Annotated in this window: 25 protein-coding genes; 10 read left to right on the top strand and 15 right to left on the bottom strand. The window is 49.0% G+C overall.

The genetic code is table 11. The features are described from left to right. The first annotated feature begins 7 nt into the window (after positions 1-7). The 3 genes from thrB to ung are packed head-to-tail and all read left to right on the top strand — an operon-like array spanning position 8 to position 2,924. Positions 8-964: a homoserine kinase gene (gene thrB / locus AC27IB_RS22050; protein WP_296044064.1), complete on the top strand. Its 957-nt coding sequence runs from the start codon at positions 8-10 to the stop codon at positions 962-964. Positions 965-975: 11 nt separating this feature from the next. Beyond that, on the top strand, positions 976-2,265 hold the full coding sequence (gene thrC / locus AC27IB_RS22045; RefSeq protein WP_296044063.1) for a threonine synthase: 1,290 nt from the start codon (positions 976-978) through the stop codon (positions 2,263-2,265). Then, positions 2,265-2,924: a uracil-DNA glycosylase gene (ung, locus tag AC27IB_RS22040; protein WP_296044061.1), complete on the top strand. Its 660-nt coding sequence runs from the start codon at positions 2,265-2,267 to the stop codon at positions 2,922-2,924. The genes thrC and ung overlap by 1 nt, the downstream gene beginning before the upstream one ends. 93 nt (positions 2,925-3,017) lie before the next feature. Here ung and AC27IB_RS22035 read toward each other — a convergent pair whose 3' ends face one another. From AC27IB_RS22035 to tal, 3 genes are all read right to left on the bottom strand, one after another. After that, the gene (locus AC27IB_RS22035) at positions 3,018-3,194 is read right to left on the bottom strand and encodes a DUF3545 family protein (RefSeq protein WP_487123664.1); all 177 of its coding nucleotides are present in this window, start codon (positions 3,192-3,194) and stop codon (positions 3,018-3,020) included. A 226-nt stretch (positions 3,195-3,420) separates the two neighbouring features. After that, on the bottom strand, positions 3,421-5,070 hold the full coding sequence (pgi, locus tag AC27IB_RS22030; RefSeq protein WP_296044058.1) for a glucose-6-phosphate isomerase: 1,650 nt from the start codon (positions 5,068-5,070) through the stop codon (positions 3,421-3,423). A gap of 66 nt (positions 5,071-5,136) precedes the next feature. Beyond that, positions 5,137-6,099 carry a transaldolase gene (tal, locus tag AC27IB_RS22025; protein ID WP_487123662.1) on the bottom strand — a complete coding sequence of 321 codons (963 nt, stop codon included), beginning with the start codon at positions 6,097-6,099 and terminating at the stop codon, positions 5,137-5,139. 321 nt (positions 6,100-6,420) lie between these two features. On the opposite strand from tal, the gene yaaA reads away from it, so the two are divergent. Further along, complete coding sequence (gene yaaA, locus AC27IB_RS22020) at positions 6,421-7,194, top strand: peroxide stress protein YaaA (protein WP_296044054.1); 774 nt, start codon at positions 6,421-6,423, stop codon at positions 7,192-7,194. A 61-nt stretch (positions 7,195-7,255) separates the two neighbouring features. Here the strand turns inward: yaaA and AC27IB_RS22015 are convergent, their stop codons facing one another. The 6 genes from AC27IB_RS22015 to AC27IB_RS21990 all read right to left on the bottom strand — a co-directional run bounded on the left by AC27IB_RS22015 (position 7,256) and on the right by AC27IB_RS21990 (position 13,340). Continuing rightward, entirely contained in the window at positions 7,256-9,547 is a 2,292-nt protein-coding gene (locus tag AC27IB_RS22015; protein ID WP_487123660.1) for a S9 family peptidase, read from the bottom strand. 101 nt (positions 9,548-9,648) lie between these two features. After that, complete coding sequence (locus tag AC27IB_RS22010) at positions 9,649-10,713, bottom strand: FUSC family protein (RefSeq protein ID WP_296044052.1); 1,065 nt, start codon at positions 10,711-10,713, stop codon at positions 9,649-9,651. An 87-nt stretch (positions 10,714-10,800) separates the two neighbouring features. Next, on the bottom strand, positions 10,801-11,235 hold the full coding sequence (locus AC27IB_RS22005) for a DUF4426 domain-containing protein (RefSeq protein ID WP_487123658.1): 435 nt from the start codon (positions 11,233-11,235) through the stop codon (positions 10,801-10,803). A gap of 25 nt (positions 11,236-11,260) precedes the next feature. Continuing rightward, complete coding sequence (locus tag AC27IB_RS22000; protein ID WP_296044049.1) at positions 11,261-11,800, bottom strand: YggT family protein; 540 nt, start codon at positions 11,798-11,800, stop codon at positions 11,261-11,263. Between the two features lie 13 nt (positions 11,801-11,813). Beyond that, positions 11,814-12,635, bottom strand: coding sequence for a pyrroline-5-carboxylate reductase (gene proC / locus AC27IB_RS21995; protein ID WP_296044047.1), 822 nt, complete (start codon positions 12,633-12,635; stop codon positions 11,814-11,816). A 9-nt stretch (positions 12,636-12,644) separates the two neighbouring features. Continuing rightward, entirely contained in the window at positions 12,645-13,340 is a 696-nt protein-coding gene (locus AC27IB_RS21990; RefSeq protein ID WP_487123655.1) for a YggS family pyridoxal phosphate-dependent enzyme, read from the bottom strand. A gap of 38 nt (positions 13,341-13,378) precedes the next feature. Here AC27IB_RS21990 and AC27IB_RS21985 point away from each other — a divergent pair, with 38 nt between their 5' ends. The 4 genes from AC27IB_RS21985 (at position 13,379) to AC27IB_RS21970 (ending at position 16,731) form a co-directional block, all read left to right on the top strand. After that, a complete protein-coding gene (locus tag AC27IB_RS21985; protein WP_279320340.1) occupies positions 13,379-14,419 on the top strand; it encodes a type IV pilus twitching motility protein PilT in 1,041 nt (346 codons plus the stop codon). Positions 14,420-14,430: 11 nt separating this feature from the next. Then, positions 14,431-15,546 (top strand): PilT/PilU family type 4a pilus ATPase, encoded by a 1,116-nt coding sequence (locus tag AC27IB_RS21980; protein ID WP_296044039.1) that lies wholly within the window; start codon positions 14,431-14,433, stop codon positions 15,544-15,546. A gap of 3 nt (positions 15,547-15,549) precedes the next feature. After that, the gene (locus tag AC27IB_RS21975; protein WP_487123653.1) at positions 15,550-15,855 is read left to right on the top strand and encodes a putative signal transducing protein; all 306 of its coding nucleotides are present in this window, start codon (positions 15,550-15,552) and stop codon (positions 15,853-15,855) included. Positions 15,856-15,942: 87 nt separating this feature from the next. Continuing rightward, positions 15,943-16,731 carry a lipase family protein gene (locus tag AC27IB_RS21970; RefSeq protein WP_296044035.1) on the top strand — a complete coding sequence of 263 codons (789 nt, stop codon included), beginning with the start codon at positions 15,943-15,945 and terminating at the stop codon, positions 16,729-16,731. Here AC27IB_RS21970 and AC27IB_RS21965 read toward each other — a convergent pair. From AC27IB_RS21965 to AC27IB_RS21945, 5 genes are all read right to left on the bottom strand, one after another. After that, positions 16,728-17,120: a phosphate-starvation-inducible PsiE family protein gene (locus AC27IB_RS21965; RefSeq protein WP_296044033.1), complete on the bottom strand. Its 393-nt coding sequence runs from the start codon at positions 17,118-17,120 to the stop codon at positions 16,728-16,730. The genes AC27IB_RS21970 and AC27IB_RS21965 overlap by 4 nt on opposite strands. Positions 17,121-17,245: 125 nt before the next feature. Then, positions 17,246-17,677: a Holliday junction resolvase RuvX gene (gene ruvX / locus AC27IB_RS21960; RefSeq protein WP_296044031.1), complete on the bottom strand. Its 432-nt coding sequence runs from the start codon at positions 17,675-17,677 to the stop codon at positions 17,246-17,248. Then, positions 17,670-18,236 (bottom strand): YqgE/AlgH family protein, encoded by a 567-nt coding sequence (locus AC27IB_RS21955; protein ID WP_296044029.1) that lies wholly within the window; start codon positions 18,234-18,236, stop codon positions 17,670-17,672. The genes ruvX and AC27IB_RS21955 overlap by 8 nt, the downstream gene beginning before the upstream one ends. A gap of 41 nt (positions 18,237-18,277) precedes the next feature. Continuing rightward, positions 18,278-19,225: a glutathione synthase gene (gshB, locus tag AC27IB_RS21950; protein WP_487123650.1), complete on the bottom strand. Its 948-nt coding sequence runs from the start codon at positions 19,223-19,225 to the stop codon at positions 18,278-18,280. A 125-nt stretch (positions 19,226-19,350) separates the two neighbouring features. Further along, entirely contained in the window at positions 19,351-20,079 is a 729-nt protein-coding gene (locus AC27IB_RS21945; RefSeq protein ID WP_296044025.1) for a 16S rRNA (uracil(1498)-N(3))-methyltransferase, read from the bottom strand. 651 nt (positions 20,080-20,730) lie between these two features. On the opposite strand from AC27IB_RS21945, the gene AC27IB_RS21940 reads away from it, so the two are divergent. Then, on the top strand, positions 20,731-21,579 hold the full coding sequence (locus tag AC27IB_RS21940; RefSeq protein WP_296044023.1) for a mechanosensitive ion channel family protein: 849 nt from the start codon (positions 20,731-20,733) through the stop codon (positions 21,577-21,579). Positions 21,580-21,634: 55 nt separating this feature from the next. Here the strand turns inward: AC27IB_RS21940 and AC27IB_RS21935 are convergent, their stop codons facing one another. Further along, positions 21,635-22,435: a M48 family metallopeptidase gene (locus AC27IB_RS21935; RefSeq protein WP_487123647.1), complete on the bottom strand. Its 801-nt coding sequence runs from the start codon at positions 22,433-22,435 to the stop codon at positions 21,635-21,637. Positions 22,436-22,636: 201 nt separating this feature from the next. On the opposite strand from AC27IB_RS21935, the gene AC27IB_RS21930 reads away from it, so the two are divergent. Beyond that, a complete protein-coding gene (locus AC27IB_RS21930) occupies positions 22,637-24,418 on the top strand; it encodes a choice-of-anchor I family protein (protein ID WP_296044019.1) in 1,782 nt (593 codons plus the stop codon). Positions 24,419-24,469 lie beyond the last annotated feature (51 nt).

Raw genomic sequence — 24,469 nt, 5'->3', positions numbered from 1 at the left:
AGTAAAAATGAAAACAACCAGAGCTTACGCACCCGCATCAATAGGCAATATCAGCCTTGGGTTTGATGTACTGGGCGCAGCCTTACAACCATTGGATGGTAACTTACTGGGTGACGAAGTCATTATCAGTGATGCTGACGAATACGGACTGACTGTTGCCGGTGTCTTTGCCCATAAACTGCCGGCCAATGCCGATGAAAATATTGTCACTGACTGTTATCACTTTTTTGGGAAAGCGATGCAGGCTAAGGGGCTGGCTACTACGCCGGTGCATATTACCCTGTTAAAATCGCTGCCGATTGGCAGCGGACTGGGTTCCAGCGCAAGCTCGATCGTGGCGGCGTTTCATGGTCTGAATGAACATTTCGAACGTCCCTTTGACCAGAACACACTGTTAAAAATGATGGGTGAGCTGGAAGGACAAATCAGTGGCAGCGTTCATTATGATAACGTAGCGCCCTGTTACCTCGGTGGCATGACACTGATGACCGGTCAGGAAGACAACGTTACTGTGTCACTGCCAGTGGTGAAAAGCTGGTACTGGGTAGTATGTTATTCCGGCATTAGTGTGTCTACATCTGCTGCGCGGAACATTCTGCCCAATGCGGTGCCGTTAAAAGATACGCTCACCTTTGGTCGTCAGCTGGGCATTTTCGTTCACGCACTTTATAACGATGACTATGCCATGGCCGCCAGTGTCATGCAGGATGTGATTGCAGAACCCTACCGTAAGTCATTGTTACCGGTTTTCGACGAAGCCCGGGATTACAGTATGGCAAACGGAGCGCTGGCGTTTGGGATTTCAGGTTCCGGTCCAACTGTCTTTGCCGTGTGTGATGATTATCGTCAGGCGAACGACATAGCCAACTGGCTGACCGAGAACTATATTCAAAATGAAGATGGCTTTAGCCATGTATGCCGTATCCCCGCTAAAGGCGCCGGATCACAGCAGGAACAAGAGTAAGGTATAAGTACGTGCAATTGGTAAATTTAAAAGATGCAAGTGAACAGGTGTCATTTTCGCAGGCAGTAAAGCAAGGCCTGGGACGTAATCAGGGGTTGTTTTTCCCCACTGACATTCCACGCTTTGAGAACATTGATGAATTGCTGGCAATGCCTTTTGTTGAGCGTTCAACGAAGATTTTATCGGCCTTTATTGGTGATGAACTGGGTGAAGAAACCGTTGCCGAGATCGTAAAAGACGCGTTTACCTTTCCGGCCAGGGTTGAGCAGATTAATGACAAAACTTACTGCCTGGAATTATTTCACGGCCCGACGCTGGCGTTTAAGGATTTTGGCGGACGCTTTATGGCGCAGTGCCTGGCCCGAATCAGTGACGGTGCACCAATCACTATCCTGACAGCCACTTCCGGCGACACCGGAGCCGCCGTTGCCCATGCCTTCCATGGGCTGGATAACATCAATGTGGTTATCCTGTTCCCGAAAGGCAAGATCAGCCCGCTGCAGCAAAAGCTGTTTACTACGCTGGGCGACAATATCCACACCGTGGCTATCGAAAGCGACTTTGATGCCTGTCAGGCGATGGTTAAACACGCCTTTGATGATGTTGACGTACGCGAAGGCCTGCACCTTAATTCTGCTAACTCTATCAATATCAGCCGCCTGTTAGCTCAGGTCTGTTATTACTTTGAAGCGGTAGCACAACTGCCTGAAGACAAGCGCAGCAAAGCGGTCTTTTCGGTACCCAGTGGTAACTTTGGTAACCTGACTGCCGGGATGATTGCAAAAGTCATGGGCCTGCCGATTAAACGCTTCATTGCCGCGACGAATCTGAATGATACGGTTCCCCGCTATCTGAAAACCGGTGAGTGGGCGCCTAATGCAACGGTAGCGACCATGTCCAATGCCATGGATGTCAGCCAGCCAAACAACTGGCCGCGCATTGAAGCGCTGGTAGAGCAGGGGTACCTGGATAAGGACCTGTTACGTGGTGAGTCGGTGGACGAAGAATATACGCAGCTGGCCATGCGTCAGTTGCTGAAAGAAGGCTACACTTCAGAACCCCATGCGGCGATTGCTTTTCGGGCTGTGAGCCACGATCTGAATGATGACGAAGTGGGCGTGTTCCTGGGCACCGCACACCCGGCAAAATTCCGCGAAACCGTGGAGAACGTTTTAGGTACACCGCTGAGTCTGCCTAAACCGCTGGCAGATTGCGCTAACCAGGAGAGCCTCGAAGCCGAGTTGCCGGCCGATTATGAAGCCCTTAAGGCGCATATGATTGCGTTACTTAAAGGCGAGTAATGTTCACCTGGCAGGACGCCCTGGGGCCACACAAAGAGGCTGATTATTTTACGCAGCTAATGGCCCGTATTGAGTCTGAGCGGGAGGCGGGTAAAGCGATTTATCCGCCTCAGCAAGACGTATTTAATGCGCTAAAGTACACACCGCTGGAAAGCGTGAAAGTGGTAATCCTTGGTCAGGATCCCTATCATGGTCCGGACCAGGCGCATGGTTTGTGCTTTTCGGTGTTACCCGGCGTTAAAACGCCACCTTCGCTGGTCAATATTTATAAAGAACTCGATGCTGACATCGATGGGTTTGTAATACCACAACATGGTACGCTTACAAGCTGGGCAGAGCAGGGCGTATTGCTGTTAAATACAGTATTAACGGTAGAGCAGGGCAAGGCCCACAGTCATGCTAAATGGGGCTGGGAAACGTTTACTGATGCCGTAATTGATGCGGTTAACCATCACCAGCAAGGTGTGGTGTTTTTACTCTGGGGCAGTCACGCACAGAAGAAAGGCATGAATATCGATACCAGTAAGCATCACGTACTGAGTGCACCTCATCCTTCACCGTTGTCTGCACACCGGGGATTTTTGGGCTGTAAACACTTCAGCCAGACCAACCAGCTTCTGAGTAGCCAGAATAAATCACCCATTAACTGGCTGGTATAAACTGCCAGTTAACAAGCATCTTTGTAGCCTGATTTAAAAACCAGACACCCTAAACGCAAACGACCACATCAATGATGTGGTCGTTGTGTGTTCTTAGCGAGCGCTGTCTTCTAAAGCCAGGTCAAAACTCATGTCGATATCAGCGAGTTCCTTTTCTAACTGATACCGGTCTTTAATTGCTTCGATTTCTCTCCACTTTCGTTTTTTACTTTTGGTTTTGGTTGAAGTTGCGTCTAGATTAAGCATTGCAAATAGATCTGAAGTATCCACGGAGATCTCCTTGTTATTACCGCTAACTACACTGTCAGTGTGTCTTTATTGACCCCTGACAATTTTTGTACCACAGCTATCGTTAGATTAAAATACTTTTGTTTACTTTTAATTAACAATTTGTGACGCTGCGATGACAATCCGTGGTGTCCGTATGTACAGAGGGACCCCGTGAGCGGTTCCCTCTGTTTTGCACATTATTGGCTCAGATTATAACCAGTAATGTTTATTTTGGTGCATTGGCTTGCTTAAAGCGGTTAATCAGATCCTGGGTTGAGCTGTCAAAAGTCTCTGCTTCTGTATTCCCCTGAATCCCTGCTAACACTTGATTTCCAAGGACTTTACCTAATTCTACGCCCCATTGGTCAAATGAATTAAGCTGCCAGATAACACCTTGTACGAACACCTTATGTTCATACATTGCAACCAGCGCGCCAAGTGTAAACGGATCCAGCTTTTCGAATAAAATGGTGTTGCTGGGTTTGTTGCCCGGCATGGTTTTATGCTGAGCCAGGCGTTTACGCTCTGCTTCATCCAGCCCTTTGTCGGCGAGGTCTGCGTAGCAGTCCTCGAAGGATTTGCCCTGCATCAGTGCCTGAGCCTGACCAAAGCAGTTAGAGGCCAGCATAGCGTGATGGGTGTCGTCCTGATTAGGCACGTTTAATGGCAGCAGGAAGTCTGCCGGGATAACGCCGTGACCCTGGTGAATGAGCTGATGGAAACTATGCTGACCGTTTGTCCCTTCGCTTCCCCAGATAATGGGGCCGGTTTCGTATCCGATAGCATCGCCATCCTGAGTGACCATTTTACCGTTACTTTCCATGTCGAGCTGCTGAACATACGCCGGTAAGCCGCGCAGATAATGGTAGTAAGGCAACATGACGTGCGACTGGGCACCAAAGAAGTTGCGGTACCAAATGCCCAGCATGGCCAGGATCACGGGCAGGTTCTTTTCATTGGGCGCGGATTTAAAATGCTCATCCATAGCAAAAGCACCTTCCAGCAGGCCTTTGAAGTTAGCAAATCCCAGACATAATGAAATAGGCAGGCCAATCGCAGACCACAGAGAATATCGACCGCCTACCCAGTCCCACATAGGGAAGATGTTTTCTTCGGCAATACCAAACTCAGTGGCGGCTTTTACATTGGAAGACACGGCAACAAAATGCTTCGCGATGTCTTCCTGCTTACCACCCTGTTTAAGAAACCAGTCTTTGGCGGTCAGCGTATTTTGCAAGGTTTCCTGGGTTGAGAAAGACTTGGAAGACATCACAACCAGCGTGTCTTCATGGTCCATGTTGCTCAGTACATCGGTAATATGACAGCCATCAACGTTAGCCACAAAATGCACTTTTACCGCATCCTGCTGATAGGGTTTGAGTGCTTCGGTCATAATTTTAGGCCCTAAAAAAGACCCGCCAATGCCAATTGCCACAATGTGCTTAATGGCTTTGCCGGTGTAGCCTTTGTGTTCACCGCTGTGGATACTGTGCGTGAACGCCTCAATTTTTTCCAACGTGGCCAGCACTTCCGGCATCACATCTTCACCGTCGACCATTACCGGGCGACCTGAAAAGTTTCGCAGGGCGGTATGCAGCACGGCACGCCCCTCGGTATTATTGATAACATCGCCGTTAAACATCGCGTCACGATGCTGGGCCACACCACGTTCATCAGCCAGGTCAAACAGCGCTTTTAGCACATCCTTGGTGACTCGGTTTTTGGAAAAATCGATATAAATACCACAAGCTTCCGCGTTCATTTCTGCGGTGCGGTTTTCGTCACTGGCGAACCAGTTCCGCATATGTTCTTTTTCTACCAGTTGAGCCAGTGATTCAAGCGTTTGCCACTGGGCTGATTCCGTGAGCGTCGTCATACTTATGTCCTACAAAACTAATCAGTAAAGATGGTGAAATAATTTTAACACAATGATAATATTGTATTACAAATTATTAAGTTTGTCTTTTAACATTGTTTCCAGTTTTTCCTGGTCGGCTGCGAAGTTGCGAATACCTTCTGCCAGCTTCTCTGTCGCCATGGCATCTTCATTCATATCCCAACGGAACTCAGATTCGGAAAGTGCCGCACCCGGTTTTTCGGTTGCGCCGTTGTCGGTCAGTTTGGCGGCGATTTCACCCGGCGCGTTGGCCAGTTCTTCAAGCAGTTGCGGGCTGATGGTCAGACGGTCACAACCGGCCAGTTCAAGGATTTCACCGATGTTACGGAAGCTGGCGCCCATTACGATAGTGTTATAACCATTGGCTTTGTAGTAGTTGTAAATGCTGGTAACAGAAACCACACCCGGGTCTTCGTTAGCCGCGTAGCTGTCTTTACCGGTCGCTTTTTTGTACCAGTCCAGGATACGACCAACAAACGGGGAGATCAGGAATGCGCCAGCCTCGGCACACGCCCGCGCCTGAGCAAAGCTGAATAACAGCGTCAGGTTACAGTTGATGCCTTCTTTTTCCAGCACTTCTGCCGCTTTAATACCTTCCCAGGTTGAGGCAATCTTAATAAGGATTTTTGACTTGTCGATACCGGCATCGGCATACAGTTTGACTAATTTTTTCGCTTTCGCAATGGTGGCATCCGTATCGAAGGAAAGGCGTGCATCAACTTCGGTGGAAATACGACCAGGAATACTGCCTGAAATCTCTTTGCCAATGGCGACTGCCAGTTTGTCTGATGCGTCGGTAAGCTGTTGCTCTGCATCATCAGACTGACTGGCTGCCCAACTGACGGCTTCGTCGATCAGCGTTGCATACTGAGGCAGGCTCGCCGCTTTTAACAACAATGATGGGTTAGTCGTAGCATCCACAGGCTGATATTTTTTAATGGCATCAATGTCGCCAGTGTCGGCAACAACAGTGGTTAATTTACGGAGCGATTCAAGCTGGTTACTCATAGTCTGTTCTATCCTGAATAAGTGGGGGCCGTGCCATCACAAGTTGTGGAACGGGCCGGTTAAATTTGCTGTAGGGTGCCGTCTTGAATTTTTATGACGTGTTTATCCCCAGTGTATAACAATCTTCGGTTCAGGTTAACCGCTGCCAGCGTGCTATCGGTTTAAAATAAAGCGCTGTACAGTTTTCATAAGCACCGGCATGGGTAAAACCTGTTCTGTGGTGCGTTCTGACCCATTTTATTGAACCAGCTAATCGATTTTTAGCGCCTGATTGAGGTAAATAACAGTGGTATACTCGGTGGTAAAGAAATAGGAGAAAGCATGTTAGTTGTTGTATCCCCAGCCAAAAATTTAGATTATGAGTCCTCTGTTCCGGTTAGCGAATATACCCAGCCTGAGCTTTTAGATGATGCGTCGTCGCTCGCCGAAGAGTGTAAGGAATTAAGCCCTGCTCAACTTGGTTCGCTGATGAAGATCAGCGATAAACTGGCGACCCTGAATGCCAACCGTTTTGCTGAGTTCAGCGTGCCTTTTACCGACAACAATGCGCGTCAGGCACTGTTTGCGTTTAACGGTGATGTGTACACTGGTCTTGATGCTCAGAGTTTAAGTGATGAAGATATCGCTTACGCCCAGCAGCATTTGCGGATCCTTTCGGGCCTTTATGGTGTGCTGAGACCGCTTGACCTGATGCAGGCCTATCGGTTGGAAATGGGCACTAAGCTGGAGAATTCCCGCGGTAAAAATCTGTACGAATACTGGGATAACCGAATTACCAAAGTGCTTAATGAGGCGCTGGAAGCTCAAGGTGACAACGTACTGATTAACCTGGCGTCTAACGAATACTTCAAGTCGGTGAAGAAAGCAGCGCTTGATGGCATGATCGTAACGCCCGTGTTTAAAGACAATAAAAATGGTCAGTACAAAATCATCAGTTTCTTCGCTAAAAAGGCCCGTGGACTGATGGCCCGTTATATTGTGCAGAATCAGGTGAAAGACGTAGAGGAACTTAAGGCGTTTGATACTGCCGGGTATTATTTTAGTGAAGAGCAAAGTTCGTCATCGGAACTGGTGTTCTTACGCGAAGAACAGTAGCGGTTGATTAAATTAAAAAACGCAGCAGAGTGTTACTTTGCTGCGTTTTTTTTGGCCTGAATTATGGCTTCAGGTGTTCAATAAAGAAATTGGTTTTCATGGTTTGCAGGTGCAATGTGGTGCCTTCACCCTCACTGATGCGGTGACTACGATTGGGGTAAGACATAAATTCAAACTGCTTATTATATTTCACCAATTCGTTGATAAGGGCTTCGGTGCCCTGATAATGCACGTTGTCATCGCCGGTCCCGTGCACCAGCAGCAGCTCTCCCTGTAAGTCCTTGGCGAAGGTAATAGGTGATGTCTGCGTATAGCTGTCCGGATCGGTTTTAGGGTTTCCGGCATAGCGTTCCTGATAAATCGTATCGTAATAGCGAATATCAGCCACCGGTGCCTGGGCTACCCCAACGTGGAATTTATCGCCATGCCTGAACAGCAGGTTAAGTGTTGAACTGCCGCCTCCGGAATGACCCCAGACCCCAACGCGATTGGTATCGATTTGCGGCCAGCGCTCAGCTATGGCATCCAGAGCATCGGCTTGATCGCGTACGGTGAGACTGCCAATCTTCTTGTAAATCGATTTACGCCAGTCACGGCCTTTTGGTGCGCGGGTACCGCGGTTATCCACCGACACCATAATAAAGCCCTTCTGTGTCATCATGCTGTTCCATAAATAGCTACTGCCACCCCAGCTATCCTGAACGGTAGAGCCCCAGGGTTCACCGTAAACATAAAATATGATCGGGTATTGTTTAGCCGGATCCATGTCAGGCGGGAACATGATCCAACCGTCCAGTGGGATCCCGTCCCTGGCTTCAACACGGAAAAATTCATGTTGTGGCAGGATTTCCTTGGCCAGTTGAGCCTTGAGCTCGTCGTTGGTGGTTAACTGAGTGACCGGTTTATGCCCGGCAGTCTCAATGATTTGACTGCTCGAGGGTTGATTAAACCGGCTATGAGTATGCATGGCATAGCTGGCATCTTCAGACATGTAATAACGGTTATTCCCGGTAAAGCTCATGGGCGTTACTTGTTCCACCGGAGTACTGCCATCGAGCGATCCTTTAAACAGAAAACGTTGTTCAGGGGCATCGGGTGAAGCCGTAAAGTAAAGACTGTTAGTGGCTTCATTAATGGTAATGAGATCAACAATGTCGTAGTCGCCCGGTGTCAGATCGACAATCGATGTGCCATCCCGGGAAATCGAATAAAGGTGACGCCAGCCGTCGCGCTCACTATGAAACACAAAGTGACTGCCATCTTCCTGCCATTCGGCGGCGTAATACCATTCAAGGAAGGCATCATCTTTATCGGTATAGATGGTTTTCAGGGTGTTTTCCTGCCAGTTAAATAACCGTAAGTTATTGGTGTTTTGTGGCCGGTTTACATCCTGAATAAGAATTTCCTCACCAGTGCCAGCCCAGCTTATGCGCGGCACGTAGCGGTCTCTGTTGTCACCACTAAGTGGTGCCCAGTGCGTTTTTTGAGTAGCCAGTGCCACTACGCCTACTTTCACCGCCGAATTTTGCTCACCGGCTTTGGGGTAAGGGAATTGGGTCAGAGTCGGGTACAGCGAGTCGGTATTATTGATCATGGTGAAGTATTCAACACCGGACTGATCGAGTTGCCAGTAGGCGATACTTTCGCTGTCGGGACTCCAGCGAAAACCGTCGGTAATACCAAACTCTTCTTCATAGACCCAGTCAAAATTACCGTTAATAATCGTCTCGCTGCCATCAGTGGTCAATGCGGTGACTTGTAGGGTACCCAGGGTTTCTACGAAGATGTTGTTATCCTGAACGTAAGCGACTTTGTGGCTGTCAGGACTGAATTTAGCAAACATCAGGCTGGTTGTTTTTGGTGTAGTGCCCCCCAGTTGGTACAAGGAGTCAGACTCAAGGTTCAGTACCCAGTAATCACCACGGGTACGGTGACGCCAGACTTTCTGACCATTGGTAAAAATCAGCGCCCACTTACCGTCTTCAGACCATTTATAGTTTTCAATCGTCAGGGCTTCATCGGCCCCATCGGGGGTAAGCTGTTCTACCGTGACAAGCACCTTACGGCCGCTGCCGTCGGGTTGATAAAACACGATGTCATTGCCGCTAACGCCGTGACGGTCATCGTCGGTTTCGGCGGTTTCATTATTGCGCGCTTCGAGCACCGTATAACCGCTGCCATCATCCAGCCAGCGAAAATAGGGCGCACGTTCATTTTTGAATTCTTTGTTTGTGTAAATGCGCTCGAGGGATAAGGTTGGCGCAGGCTCTGTGTTGCTTTGTGGCGTAGGGGCGCAGCCAAACAGGCCTAGCAAACCAACGCCTGTGATCAGGGACTGGGTTAACTTTTTCAATGTGAGTTCCGTCGTTATTATTGATATACCGTATTGTTCAGATAAAAGTGTAATGGATGCCACGTTCAAAACAAGCCTTTTGGTAGTCTGAAAGCGACTGCTCAGCGGTTTTCAACCGGCAATAATTTGAGCAATACGCCTGCTGCAAGCGCAAAACCCACACCTATTAGTACGTCGGTCATGCGGGCAATAATCAGCGTGTGTGCACTGTAGCCTATGGGGGCGGTGTGGGCGAGAATAACGGTTAGCGGAGTAATAAAAACACATGCCAGCGCGTAATTTTTAGTGATCAGCATTTCAATGGTGAAAGCCAGCGCGAACAATAAAATTATTAACACCAGGGGCGAGGGAGAGAAAGTAAAAATGCTGGCCGCAAGCACCATGCCCAGTGCTGTACCAATTGCTCGGTGCACGGAACGCTGCCAAAAGTCAGTCATGCGTTGCCCTTGTAATATGGCGGCTACGGTAATGGGCACCCAGTATGGATTATCAATGCCGCCCAGACTCGCCAGATAGTAACTGGCTCCCACGGTTACGCCAACTACCAGGGCTTTGACGAATGCCGCAGTTTGCCAGAAGGGCTCCGGTGGGACAGCGTCAATGTCGGGTTTGTTTCTTATCAGTATCAGGTCGTGCAGAAAGACGGCAATCGTTACCATCAGGCTGCCGGCAAAAAATGCCCCGGCGATTGCCGGAATATCGGCCATTGTGACGGGATGTGTTTTGCTGAGACAGCACACCATTATAAAAAAGAAGCCCGCTGGCGGCCGCATTTTTTTGTACAGGGCAAGGTAAACGGCGATAACAGCGACCAATCCTAAAAAGAAGGCGGATGCGGGCAGATGCTGCTGAGTAGCGAGACCCAGGGTAAATGACGCGCCGAAAGGGACTATCATTTTCAGCAGCGCAACAGCCCGGTAGCCCGGTGTAAAAGACGGGCTGTACAACCCCAGCAGAGCGCCAATACAAGCCGTCAGACCAATATCCGGATGGCCACTGAGCAGGCCCACCATAAGCGGTAAAACCATGCAAAACGAACAGAGGCCGATTAACGATAAGGGACGGGGAATGGGGGTAATGGTAAAAAGTGACGTCAGGCTGTGCACAAATCCCTGATGCGCCTGTTTTGCTGTAGCCGTAATTTTATGCCGGACTTTGTGTGCCACCCGGAGAGCTCCGTAACTGTTGTGATAACCTTCTGGCCACGCCACACCGGGGGCTGTTTATCCGGCCCCGGTGTGGCGCGCTAAGCGTTAGTCGACGTACATTTTTTGTTGAAACTTCAGGGTTTCTGCCGTATTGCCGCGGCGTATCTCAATATTGAAACGGTAAGTTTCTTCATTGCGAAAATTAAACACCGCCAGATAATAAATGGCGTCGCCTTCCTGAATTTTTTTAAACGTCAGCTTTTTCTCGGTACCCAGCAGATTGGTGGCCGTGCCCTGCATGCCCACTGTTTGAGCCTGCTGGGAGTCACTGTTAAGCACCGAGATGTTGACCAGCGCATTATATTTACTGCGCACCACACCGTACTGTCGGGCTATCTCGGGGCTGAAAAACGTAGAGTTAACCACGATATAATGAACGTCCCACTCACCCAGCTGTTCTTTTTGCTCGGCGCTGGCCGTCATTGCCAACGGCAAAAGCAACAAAGCAAACAGCATGTTGCGAAATTTATTGTGACTCATATGTCGACCCATAGCGCACCTCAGTTTAATAAAAGGGCAGATAATCACGCAGTACCAGTTGCAAGGCCTGCAGGGCAATAATCGCAATCAGCACCGACAAATCAAGCCCGCCAATGGGCGGAATAATACGCCGGATAGGCGCCAGGAATGGTTCGGTGAGCTGTTGCATGACATACTCTATAGGGTTACGTCCCTGTGAGACCCAGCTAAGTACCGCGCGCAAAATAAGCACCCAGAACACCAGTGTGAGAAATTCTTTCAACACATCCAGTAAAGCGATAACAACTAGTCCTATAGGGTTGATATTGCCGCCAAACAGTAGATTGAGCACCAGGTATTTCGCCACGGCGACCAGAATAGCCAGCACCAGGGTGGCGACATCAAAAGTGCCAATGGAGGGGATGATCCGCCGCATTGGCGCGACGATGGGATGGGTGGCTTTTACCACAAACTGACTAAACGGGTTGTAAAAGTCAGCCCTGGCCATCTGTAACCAAAGCCGCAATAACACCACCATCAAATAGAGATTGAATAACGTGGTGATCAGAAAAACCGAAGCGCTCATTGCCTGTTCCTATCTAAAATAATGTAGCCATTTCTTCAGCACGCGCGACCGCGGCCTGCATTGCCTTGGCAACGATGCCCTGCAAATCACTGTCGATAAGTGAGTTACACGCTGCTGCGGTGGTTCCGCCTTTTGACGTTACCTGAGCACGCAGCTCACTTAGCTCCAGCTGTGGGTTTTCGCAGACCATTTCGGCTGCGCCCAGCATGGCCTGTTGCACTAATACGCGGGCATCCGCCTGAGAAAATCCCTGGGCCATACATTCTTCCTGCATAGCCTGTAAGAATAAGAAAAAATAGGCCGGGCTACTGCCTGCTGCAGCAATAACGCCATTAATGTCGTCTTCTTTTTCTACCCACAGGGTTTTACCCACTGCGCCCATTACATCTGCCACGTAATCACGATCGGCTTGCACCACACTGTCGTCGGCATAAAGCCCTGACATGCCTTTGCCTAACAGACTCGGTGTGTTGGGCATTACGCGAACCACCGGATAGTCTCCACCCAGCATTTCCTGCAGCCGGGCAACCGGCAGGCCCGCGGCAATAGAAATAAACAACTTACCCGCGAAGTCAGTATTTTGCTGCATGGCCGCGCAGACGTCAGCCATCATTTGTGGCTTAACAGATAACACAATTGCATCGGCAAACTGGCAGGCTTCATCGTTTGACTGGGTCACATTAATACCCAGTTCTTCCTGTAAGGCGTCGAGTTTTGGCCGCGAGCGGTTACTGGCTATGATGGCGTCTTTGGGATACCCGGACGCTACCAGTCCGGCCACAATACTGCGGGTCATATTGCCCGCGCCGATAAATGCAAGTTTACGATGTTGCATGAGTCTCCTTTAATTCTGTTTATTTCTGGCACCAAAAATAGCGGTGCCAATTCGTACCATGGTAGAGCCATGGGCAATAGCCTGACGCATATCACCGCTCATGCCCACTGACAGAGTGTCTACGGTGTCGACCTGCGCCGCAAGCTGATTGTATATTGACTGCAATGCAGTCAGTGTCTGACCCTGCGCCTCTGGTGTTACCTCTGCGGCCGGGATCGCCATTACTCCACGTAATGATAACCTTGGCAGATTAAGTATTTCTTGCACCAGGCCCGGCAGCGCTTCGGGCACTATGCCAGATTTTGAGTCTTCCTGCTCGATGTTGAGCTGTATGCACACGTTCAACGGTGGCATGTCCTCGGGACGCTGGTCATTAAGTCGTCTGGCAATTTTTAAACGGTCAATCGACTGCACCCAGTCAAAATGCTCTGCGACAATTTTTGTCTTATTGGATTGTATGGGGCCAATCATGTGCCATTCAATGTCTGACAGGTGTTTTAGGGTCTGAATTTTATCCACCCCTTCCTGGATGTAGTTCTCGCCAAACAATCGTTGTCCGGCTTCATACGCTAGCTCGATATCTGATACGGGTTTGGTCTTGCTAACCGCCAGCAATCGGACAGAATGAGGATTACGGTTAGCAGACGCTGCGGCGTTATCGATTTCTTGATGTGCGTTTATCAGTCGATCTGCTATTGTTTGCATTAATACAACTCACCTACAGGTTATGGAGAAGTCAGGCTGTGGATATTACCGAACTTTTAGCATTTAGTGTTAAGAATAACGCATCAGACCTTCACTTGTCCGCAGGGCTTCCCCCGATTATCCGGGTGGATGGCGAAATGCGTCGGTTAAACGTTGACCCGCTCGATCATAAACAAGTGCATGCACTGGTTTATGAAATAATGAACGACAAACAACGTAAAGAATACGAAGAAAACCTCGAAACCGATTTTTCCTTCGAGGTGAAAGATCTGTCCCGCTTCCGGGTTAACGCCTTTGTTCAGAATCGCGGTGCAGCGGCGGTTTTGCGGACTATCCCCAGCAAAGTGCTGACACTGGATGATTTAGGCGCGCCCGCCATCTTCAAAGAGATCATCAATCAGCCGACGGGCATTGTGCTGGTTACCGGCGCCACCGGCTCGGGTAAAAGTACCACGCTGGCGGCCATGGTCGATCATATTAACTCTCATAAGCGAGAGCACATACTGACCATCGAAGACCCTATCGAATTTGTCCATGAAAACAAGCTCAGCGTGCTCAACCAACGTGAAGTGCACCGCGATACGCACAGTTTTTCTAATGCACTGCGTTCTGCCCTGCGTGAGGATCCTGACGTGATTCTGGTGGGTGAATTACGGGATTTGGAAACCATTCGTCTGGCGATTTCCGCGGCCGAAACCGGCCACCTGGTGTTTGGTACTCTGCACACCAACTCGGCCCCCAAAACCATCGACCGTATAATCGACGTGTTTCCAGCCGAAGAGAAAGCCATGGTGCGGTCCATGTTGTCGGAGTCACTGCGCGCTGTTATCTCGCAAACTTTGCTTAAAAAAATTGGCGGAGGCCGGGTAGCCGCGCATGAAATCATGGTCGGTATTCCGGCTATTCGCAACCTTATTCGAGAAGATAAAGTGCCGCAAATGTACTCGGTAATCCAAACGGGGCAATCCCATGGCATGCAGACCATGGATCAGTGCTTGCAACGCCTGGTCGCCACGGGCGTTATTACTCAGCAGGATGCCATGGCTAAAATGGTTGATAAACAGCGTCCTGGGTTTTAAGGAGTAATCACATGCTTGATCAGCTTTTGCAGAATATGGTGGACCGGGATGCCTCGGATTTATTTGTTACCTCCGGCTTTGCGGTAAGTGCCAAGATTAACGGAAAACTGACGCCGCTAATGGAAACATCGCTGACCGATCAGGCTGCCCTTGAGCTGGTTCATGAAGCCATGAGTGATAAACAGCGCGATGAGTTTCATACCACCAAAGAGTGTAACTTCGCTATTGCCCGGGACGGCATCGGACGCTTTCGTTGCAGTGCCTTCTGGCAACGAGATCAAGCCGGTATGGTTATCCGGCGCATCGTCACGCAAATTCCGAATGCCGAAGATCTTGGACTGCCATCGGTACTCAAAGACATTATCATGTCCAAGCGCGGCCTGGTATTGTTTGTAGGGGGCACCGGCACCGGTAAATCTACTTCTCTGGCAGCTTTGATTGGCCATCGCAATACGCATTCCCATGGTCATATCCTGACCATTGAAGATCCCATCGAATTTGTTCATGAGCATAAAAACTGCGTAGTGACGCAGCGGGAAGTAGGCATTGATACTCAGTCTTTTGATGATGCACTGAAAAGTTCATTGCGTCAGGCGCCGGATGTGATCCTGATAGGTGAAATCCGCTCCATGGAAACCATGGAATATGCCATGTCTTTCGCCGATACCGGCCATTTGTGTGTGGCAACCCTGCACGCCAACAATGCCAACCAGGCCATTGAACGGATCATGCACCTGGCGCCTAAGGACCAGCATGACAAATTGCGTTTTGACCTCAGTTTGAATATTCGGGCCATCGTGGCTCAGCAACTGGTGCCTACGGTGGATGGTAAAGGCCGGGTGGCCGCCATTGAAATTTTGCTGAATTCGCCGTTGATTCGGGACCTTATTCAACGCAATGAAATTGGCAGTCTTAAGGAAGCCATGGAAAAAGGCAAAGAGCAGGGCATGCAGACCTTTGATATGGCGCTGTTTGACTTGTATAAAACCGGCCGGATCAACCTTGAACAAGCATTGCACCATGCGGATTCACCTAATGACTTGCGCCTGATGGTGAAACTGGACGCGAATAATACGCAGAGTGACGGCCTCGGGTCGTTATCCGGCGTGTCTATCGATATGGATTAAGCCTTGATAAGATTTAAGTCAGGGCTGACACCTTTTGTCATTCAGCAGTACTATGACGCACTGACCACACAGGGGATCCCCTGTGTGGTACGCAATCAGTTTATCAGTGGTGCCATGGGCGAACTGCCTGCGCAGGACCTGGAACCGGAATTGTGGTTAATTAATAGCGACGATCTGGTATTTGCTGAAGCGGTGTTAAAGTCGCTCAAAGAAGACAGCGATGCGGTAGCCTGGGTGTGTAAAACTTGTCATGAACCCCAGGACGCTGAATTTAATCTTTGCTGGAATTGCCAGTCCCCCAAGTGTTAGCTTAACCACAAAGAGATTGTACTAATGACGGCAGTTTCCCGTATATTAGTGCCATCCAATCCCTGTTCGCTGTCTGTTTAAAATTGCATGAAAAAACTGAAGCGCTATCAATACGAGCGGTATGCCATTCTCTGTCAGCTCGCCTATCCTGATGCCGAAGAGAATTATCGAAAAGCTCTGGACCCATTTCATGAACGCCAGTTAGTCGATAAATACGGTCGAATGAGCGTTCGTATTCTGTGGATGGACAATAAAAAAGAAGTGATTGTGGTGTTCAGAGGTTCTCTGGGCTTACGTGACTGGCTGGCCAATATGGTGTTTGTACCGGCCAAAGTTCACCAGGTCGACCGTCATTTTTACGTTCACTGGGGGTTTAAACGACTGCTTAACCAACCGATGTTTTCCAGTACCAAAACCATTAACGAAGCCTTGCCGTTACGAGAATTGCTGGTCAGGGTACTCGAGCCTCTTCGTCGACAGGGGAAACGCTTTACCTTTACCGGCCACTCCTCCGGCGGAGCCGTGGCGGTGCTGATGGCCGATTACTTTGAACGGCAAAATAAAAAAGCGGTTAAGCGGGTAGTCACCTTTGGTCAGCCGGCCGTAGCGACCCGGGCCTGGAATAAACACTATCTGTTGCACCAAAAAACCTATCGCATTTGTTGCGATCTTGACATGGTGACCTTTATGCCGCCTTTTCCTTACTACTTCTGGCACGTAGGGAAAATGTTATGGTTGCATGATGATCAGATTTACGAAAACACGCCTACCCACGAACGGTTTTTAAAGTCGCTGCAGAGTTGGCTGTTACGACCTATTACTTACCATTACATGCGAAAGTACATTCGTAATAAGACACTGTTTGATGAACACTAGTCCGGCTGGCGGATAACGCGGTTCTTTAACTTATCGAGACTGTATTTATCTTTGATGCTCATGATCAGGGCGGCAATACTCAGCAATAAAATACTGCCTGATTCGTAGAGCAGGACAATTTTATCCAGTTCTTTACTCTGCAGAATAATCATTCGGCTAAGCGCCGTCATACCTATAATCAGCGGCAGGGTAACCGGAATGCGGTTACTGTTATAATAAGCAGCCAGCATGCCCATAACTTCGGCGTAGATAAATAGCAACAGCAGGTCAGAGAGTTCTACGGTACGGTATTCAACCATGTGCATAATCTCTGCACCTACCGCCACCAACGTCGCCAGCATAATAAGAATTAGCAGGACTTTCTCTATGAGCTCAATAAATTTAGACATCGACATTCCCTTACTGTTGGAATTTTCGTCAGTGTGAGGGATGCGCGGGGTGATGGCTATAACTATTTAGTATGATTTTTATAGTGCTAATTGATCAAGTGAATTGTATTTTGCGGAGGGGAACGTTAATCCCAGAGGCTTTCAAACCAACTGGTAAAAATGAGACACGCTGACACGCTGTCGACTTTGCCTTTGGTTAGTTTCTTATAACCTCCCAATTCAAAAAGGGTTGCGCGGGCATCGGCGGTGCTTAAGCGTTCATCATAGGTTGCAACCGGGGTGTTGAATCGCCCGTGTAAACGATTCGCAAAGGTTTGTGCCCGTTTGGTCATGGCTTGTGAAGTGCCGTCCATATTCAGTGGCAGACCCACAACCACTATATGCGGTTGCCATTCGTCATAGATTTTTTGAATCTTATCCCAGTCAGGAATCCCATCACGCGCTTTAAGGGCTTCCAGCGGAGCGGCGGTGCCGGTGACTTCCTGACCAACGGCCACACCAATACTTTTAGTGCCGAAATCGAAAGCCAGGACGGTGCGTTGCCCGGCATCAGGCATGACCGACCTCCGGCGCGATCTGCCAGACATCAATACCAAGGCTGCTGACGGCTAACTCCCAGCGCTGATGGATTGGCGTATCAAACAGAATTTTCGGATCTGCCTCAATGGTTAACCAGGAGTTTTCCTGTATTTCCCGCTCCAGTTGACCCGCGCTCCAGCCGGCATAGCCTAGCGTAATAATGGCCTGGTCGGGTCCCCGGTGATTGCCCAGTGCACTCAAAATATCTTTTGAAGTGGTGACCATAATCTCTGAGGTCAGGTTCAGACTTGAGCTCCAGCCAGGCTGAGGGCTATGCAAAATAAAGCCCCGTTCCTGACTCACCGGCCCACCCGCCAGCACAATCTGCTGGCCTTTTTCATCATCGACTTCTGCGTCTTTATCGGCCTGTTCCAGCAACTCTTTCAGGTTCATATTGGTCGGTTGGTTAACCACCAGGCCCATGGCACCTTCCTCGTTGTGTTCACAAATATAGGTCAGGCTGCGCGAAAAAAACGGGTCTTCCATGGACGGCATAGCAATCAAAAAATGATTAGCCAGACTTTTTAGTTCGGTCATGTTCAGTACCTCGTCGGGTCGACTTACAGAATACGGACGGTTTAGTTAAGTTTAGCTTCAATGGCGTCAAATAACTCGCCCGTTATATTTATATCGTACGCACGTTCGATTTCTCTAACACAAGTTGGGCTGGTAACGTTAATTTCGGTGATGCGATCACCAATGACGTCAAGGCCGACAAACATTAACCCGCGTTCCACTAATACCGGTGCTATGGTTTCTGCTAATGCCCGATCGCTGTCACTAATAGGCTGCGGTCGACCGGTTCCGCCAGCGGCCAGATTACCACGGGTCTCACCGGCTGAAGGCAGTCGTGCCAGGCAATAAGGCATTACCTTGCCGTTGACTATCAGTACCCGCTTGTCGCCATCTTGAATGGCAGGCAGATAGGCCTGAACCATCATTTGACACTGGCCGTTGTTGGTCAGAGTTTCAATAATAACGCCCAGGTTTGTGCCATCTTCCTTTATGCGGAAAATGGATGCGCCACCCATGCCATCAAGAGGTTTACAGATAACATCTTTATGTTTTGCATGAAACTCGCGTACTAAGCCGGCATTGCGAGTTACCAGCGTATCCGGAATGAGCTGAGGGAAATAGGCGGTAAACAATTTTTCATTAAAATCCCGCAGACTCTGGGGTTTGTTAACCACTAAAGCACCTGCCTGTTCGGCGAGATCGAGAATGTGAGTGGCGTACAGAAATTCGCTGTCAAAGGGCGGGTCTTTGCGCATCAGGATAACGTCTAGGTCACCGAGCAGATATTGCTGTTCGTCACCCAGGGTGTAAAAGTCAGTCGCCTGATCCCTCACCGTCACCGGATAACCAATGGCTTTTGGAATGCCATTGTCGATGTACAAATCTTTAAGCTCCAGATAAATAACCTTAGCGCCCCGTTGCTGGCCCTCTAACATCATCGCGAAACTGGTATCTTTCTCTGGTTTTATTTTGGCAATGGGGTCCATTACCACGCCAACGGTATAAGTCATAGCGCACTCTCTTTAATCTGATAACACAAAAATGGAGGTAATCACCGCGTAATTCAAGTCATTCCCCGGTGACTGGTCGTATTTATTCGTCATTTACAACGACTGACCACCGTTTCTGACGATGGCTATAAATCGCCAAAAGTAGCCTGTAATACAGAGAGACCGGTGATCGCCGCAGTTTCTGTACGCAAAATTCTTGGTCCCAGTGAACAAGCCGTAAAGCCGGTCTCCTGAGACTGGTGCACTTCGGTTTCCGATAATCCGCCTTCAGGACCTATCAATAGCCGGTAGCCTGCCTGATTTGCCGACAGTTGAGACAGGCGTTGCTGGCTGCCGGGGGATAATACTAAGCGGGTTTGCGAGGTAGAATCTGCCAGCCAGTCTTTTAACGCAGTGACCGGCTTTAATTCAGGCAGGGTATTGCGGCCGCATTGTTCACAAGCGCCCTGAATTATTTTTTGCCACTGAAGCATTTTTTTCTGCCAGCGGGCCTCGTCCAGTTTCACCGGACAGCGCTCGGTAAGCAGCGGTGTGATTGTGGTGGCGCCAAGCTCTGTGGCTTTTTGCAGTACCAGGTCCATCCGGTCGCCTTTTGAAACCCCCTGGCCTAAGTGCAGAGGCAGTGACGACTGCGGGTCGATAGCCAGTCGCGAATCGATTTCAATAACTACCTGACGTCGCTGGGACAGAATAATGGTTGCGGGATATTCGTTGCCGTCGCCGTTAAACAGCACCACCGGGTGACCGCTTTTCAGGCGCAACACATTGGCAACATGATGCGCAGCATCAGCTGTTAAGGTTAACTCACTGTCGACAGTGATGGTATCGGGGTGAAATAAACGTGGGATGCGCATAACTACTATCTTACCTGAATGAAACGGCAGACAGTTTAGCTTTCATTATGTGGTGAGTACAACAATACGTCGCTGCAACAGTCAACGCTATTACAGCGATACTGACCGCTACTTCGAAGCAAAAGTATTGATTGATTGTACCTGATTGACCGCCATCGATTTGTTGCGGCGAGCATGAACAGTGTGTTTTCCCTTGTCGCCTTTAAGGGCGTAACCAAGAATAAATAACACAACAATAAATAAACAACTAAGTAGTAACATTTTCTATTCCTTAAAAAATTTCTACTGGTTATAAGCAGTTGCACCACTATGCCAGACCAGACATGATGCATAGGCATGCTTACAAATACTTCTGAATGACCCTAAATACCTTTTTGGACGCATTCATATTTCCGCTAGTAGGAAAATTTGCGTTAAAAAATATAGTCGTTTAGAGCCGTCAGATCCAGTAAAAAAAAGGGCTCAGGCGGCCTTTTTTAAAAACTTAAATGCAATCAAATGATTAGCAATTAGAGTAGTAAAGCCTGTAAAAAATAGTACGCGTTGGGTGTGACAACTTAGTGAAATTATAGCTCAATATCGTAATTCTGTTGCGTGATTCACATCAACACTGGTAACTTACTGTTAGCTAAACATTAAAGGAATTTTAGTATGTTCACTCAAGAAGACATCGATATGTACATCAATACCTATGCCATTCCATGGGGTATTAATATTGTGATGGCAATCGTTATTTTTATACTTGGTCGGATCATTGTGGGTCTGTTGCTATCGATCTTCCGTCGAGTTATGGCGAAGTCGAAATATGACGAAATGCTCATCAACTTTGTTGAATCAATTTTATCTGCAATTTTGATGCTGTTTGTTATTGTAGCGTCTTTAGACCAACTGCAAGTAGACACCACTTCACTGGTTGCAATTGTAGGTGCTGCGGGTTTGGCCATAGGCTTATCTTTGCAGGACTCGTTGAAGAACTTTGCCGCCGGGGTTATGTTGCTGGTGTTTAAGCCATTTTCAAAAGGTAACTTTGTTGAAGCAGCTGGAACATCAGGGATTATCCAGAATATCGGTATCTTCACTACAACTATGACTTCGCTGGACAATAAAGAAATTATTATCCCTAACGGTAAAATTTACAGCGATAACATCGTTAACTACTCCGCTAAGGAAACCCGCCGTTGTGATATGACTTTCGGTATTGGTTACGACGATGACCTGCTTAAAGCGAAGAATATTCTGCGGGAGCTGGTTGATGCAGAAGAGCGTATTCTCAAAGAACCGGAATGTTTGATTGGTGTAGCAGAGTTAGGTGACAGTTCAGTCAACTTCACTGTGCGCCCGTGGGTGAAAGCGTCAGATAATCTGGCCGTCAGACTGGATTTTACCGAAGCGGTTAAATTGCGGTTTGATGCTGAGGGCATCAGTATCCCTTATCCTCAAATGGATGTGCATTTCTTCAAAGAAGCAGATAACACTGAGAAGAAAGAAAGCGCCGAGTAATACATCTCAGCGGCATAAAAAAAACGGCTCTCAGAGCCGTTTTTTTGTGTCTCAGTTACTGGCTGCAACTTGCTTTGCTGGGGCTGGCCTGGTAGTCCGCCATAGCGGCTTGCATATTGGCTTGCAGATTCTTAATCCGGCTATCTGGTGCAGGGTGAGTCGATAATAATTCCATGGGACGCTCACCACCACTGGCAGCTTCCATATTGCGCCACAGGTCGACCGACTGACGGGGGTCGAAACCGGCTTTGGCCATCAGTTGCAAACCAATCAGATCGGCTTCTGATTCATGGGTTCGGCTAAACGGCAGTTGCACGCCCAACTGCAGGCCTAATCCCAGTGCGCCCATAATTTCTGCATTATACGGGACCTGATTGGCGGCCAGTACCTGGTTGGCCACCTGTGAACCTGTCTGAATTAAGGTAGTCTGCGACATCCGCTCGTTACCGTGCTGGGCGATCACGTGGCCAATTTCATGGCCGATTACGGCGGCCAGCTGGTGCTGGTTTTTCGCCACTTTTAATAACCCGGTGTAAACGCCAATTTTGCCACCCGGCAGAGCGAAGGCATTGACCTGGTCGTCATTGAATACAACCACTTCCCAGTTGCCTGAATACACGCCTGAGGGCACGTAAGGCAATAAAGTATCGGCGACACACTGAACATACTGGTTTTGCGCTGGCTGTTTGGAAACCGGTGTTTCGCTTTTCATGCCATCAAAGGCCTGGGCGCCCATGGCATTGAGCTGGTCACTGCCAAATAACAGTATCTGGTTGCGGCCTGTTGGTGAGGTTGCGCACCCCACTAAGGTGCTGGCAGTCATTGCCATGGCCATTACATACGCTGATAACTTCATCAATTTGGTTCCTTTTTCAATCTGCCAGTCGTGCCATTGCACGGAATTTCACATTTCTGTCACTCAAGGGACATTAAACTGTCACCCGGTTTTCCTACGCTTAGGAGTTTAAGCAGGATTAACACGCTGAAATAGCTAAGGTTCATTCAGTGAGTGTTTGTTGCTAAGCATACTTCAATTAACTATAAGAAAGGAAATGCAATGAAAGCGTCAATGTTCAAAACGAGTTTACTTGCGCTCAGTATAGCGGGACTGTTAGCCGGTTGTAGCCTGGATGGCGATGACGGTAGTGATGGCGCTCAGGGACCTCAGGGGGAAGCCGGACCAAGCGGTGCTAATGGGGAGAATGCATTTCAGGGGATTGCACTGGCGGTAATTGGCCGTGCTTCTCTGGAGGCCGAAGGTGCCGCCGAAATCGTACAGTACGATGTGGCGACTGGCATGGTCTACGTGACCAACAGTGATACCAATACGGTAGCACTGGTTGATATCAGTGATTTATCAGACGCTGAGCTGGACAGCCCTGTTACGGATTTGAATCTGACGGTGGGGTCTGAGATTACTCTCCCCGAGGAAGTTGACGGTGTGGCACTGGACGGACTAACCAGCATTGCCTTATCAGGTGATCTGCTGGCCGTTGCCGTTCCTGCTGATGCCAAAGCCGATAATGGTTACCTATTGTTTTATTCCGGCGTTTCTGCCATTGCACCTACGTTATTGAAGGCGGTCGAGGTAGGTAATCTGCCAGATATGGTGACGTTTACGCCGGATGGCAGCAAAGTACTGGTGGCCAATGAAGGCGAGCCCAGTGGTGATTATACCATTGACCCGGAAGGTTCTGTGGCGGTAATTGAAGTGGTTGATGGCGTGCCGGCTGACAGTGCCACGTTGCTGGACTTCTCCGCTTACAATTCGCAAAAGGCGGCACTGATGGAAATGGGGATGCATTTCCCGAATCCTGCGGGTCGCACCATTAACGGGGTAACTATTACCACCTCTGTCGCGCAGGATTTGGAGCCTGAATACATTACTGCCAGTAATGACATGGCGTATGTCACGCTGCAGGAAAACAATGGTGTCGCGGTTATCGACTTAACTAACCTGACAATGAATATTGTTGGTTTGGGGTTCAAAGATTGGTCAGAGCTAAATATCGACGTACAGGAAGACGGTGAAGTCGGGTTTGGTCAGTATGAAGGACTTTACGGTCTTTATATGCCCGACACCATAGCCATGTATAGCTGGAAAGGGGCTGATTTCCTGTTAACCGCCAATGAAGGGGATGCGCGCGAATACTTTATCTCCGAAGATATGAGTGAAACCGACTGTACTGCCGCAGGTGGACAGGACTGGGATGACAGGGAATGTCTGGCGTTTACTGAAGAAGTTAAAATTAAGGCGCTCGACGCAGAACCTGGCTCGGCTCTGGAAGCATTGCAGATGAATGGCGAAGCGGATGACCTGCGTGTCACTAACGCACTGGGCGATGCCGATGGTAATGGCTTATATGATGCTGCCTACAGCTATGGCGCGCGTTCATTCACTATTTGGGATCAAAATGGCCTGGTAGTATTTGACTCAGGTGATGACTTCGAACGCATTACCGCTTCTTTATATGGCGCTGCATTTAACAACGGTGACGATGAAAACGAAGGTGACTCTCGCTCTGAGAACAAAGGGCCAGAGCCCGAAGCGCTTACGGTAGGTCAGGTGGGGGAGCGTACCTACGCCTTCATCGGGCTTGAGCGAATGGGCGGCATTTTTGTTTATGACATCACTAACCCTTACGATGCGTTCTTTGTTGAATATATTAACAATCGCGATGTCACCGAAGGTTTGGAAGTGGGTGATGCAATAGGTGATTTAGCGCCTGAAAGCCTGTTGTTTGTAGCGGGTGATGACAGCCCGACAGGCGCACCGGTGCTGCTCGTAGGTAACGAAGTCAGTGGTACGGTTGCGGTATATTCGATTACCCAAAAATAACCCTCTCTAACACCTGTTAATAACAAAGCCCGGACCCGCCGGGCTTTTTTG

This window comes from Alteromonas sp. 4NH20-0104 (assembly GCF_057547795.1).
Note: the sequence above shows the minus strand (reverse complement) of the source record. Positions and strands in the feature narration are given on the sequence as shown.